Below are 576 nucleotides of genomic sequence, written 5' to 3'. Positions count from 1 at the left end.
GGTCTGGGTGGTCACGCGGTTCACTTCTTCCATACGCTGGTTAACTTCAGCCTGGATGGAGTCGATGTCGGACGCAGAGTTAGAGCTGTTCTGTGCCTGAACGGTCAGGTCACGGATACGCTGTAAGTTGTTGTTGATTTCGCCCAGCGCGCCTTCAGCGGTCTGTGCCAGGGAGATACCGTCGTTGGCGTTACGTGCTGCAACACCCAGGCCATTGATGTTGGAGGTGAAACGGTTTGCGATCGCCTGACCAGCAGCATCATCTTTTGCACTGTTGATACGCAGACCGGAAGAGAGACGCTCAATAGCGGTGCCCAGAGAAGACTGTGATTTAGTCAGGTTGTTCTGGGTCGTGAGCGACAGGGTGTTAGTATTGATAACAGCCATGATAGTTATCCTTCAGTGAGAAATTTATATTCCGGTAAGCGCCAGCGGCTTCATCACCGTCATAATTGTTATCGACGACTCCGGCGAACTCTTTAGTCTTTTTTATGTTTTTTGAACAAATTCTGCCGAAAAAAGAAGCAGCGCAGAAAATAAAAAAGCGCCGGCAAGCGGCGCTTTTTTGTACTGTGT

At 49.8% G+C, this 576-nt stretch carries 1 protein-coding gene and 1 pseudogene; both read right to left on the bottom strand.

Annotation, left to right across the window (positions count from 1 at the left end; all coding sequences use genetic code 11):
• A pseudogene (locus N7V53_RS22340) lies at positions 1-387 on the bottom strand (flagellin FliC); the annotation flags it as partial.
• Positions 368-576, bottom strand: a 209-nt coding sequence (locus tag N7V53_RS22335) for a hypothetical protein (RefSeq protein ID WP_279794984.1), incomplete at its 5' end; no start/stop codon positions are given. The gene N7V53_RS22335 and the pseudogene N7V53_RS22340, both read right to left, overlap by 20 nt.

Source organism: Kosakonia sp. HypNH10 (genome assembly GCF_029850615.1).
Classification (GTDB): Bacteria; Pseudomonadota; Gammaproteobacteria; order Enterobacterales; family Enterobacteriaceae; genus Kosakonia; species Kosakonia cowanii.
This window is presented reverse-complemented; position numbering and strand designations above follow the sequence as displayed.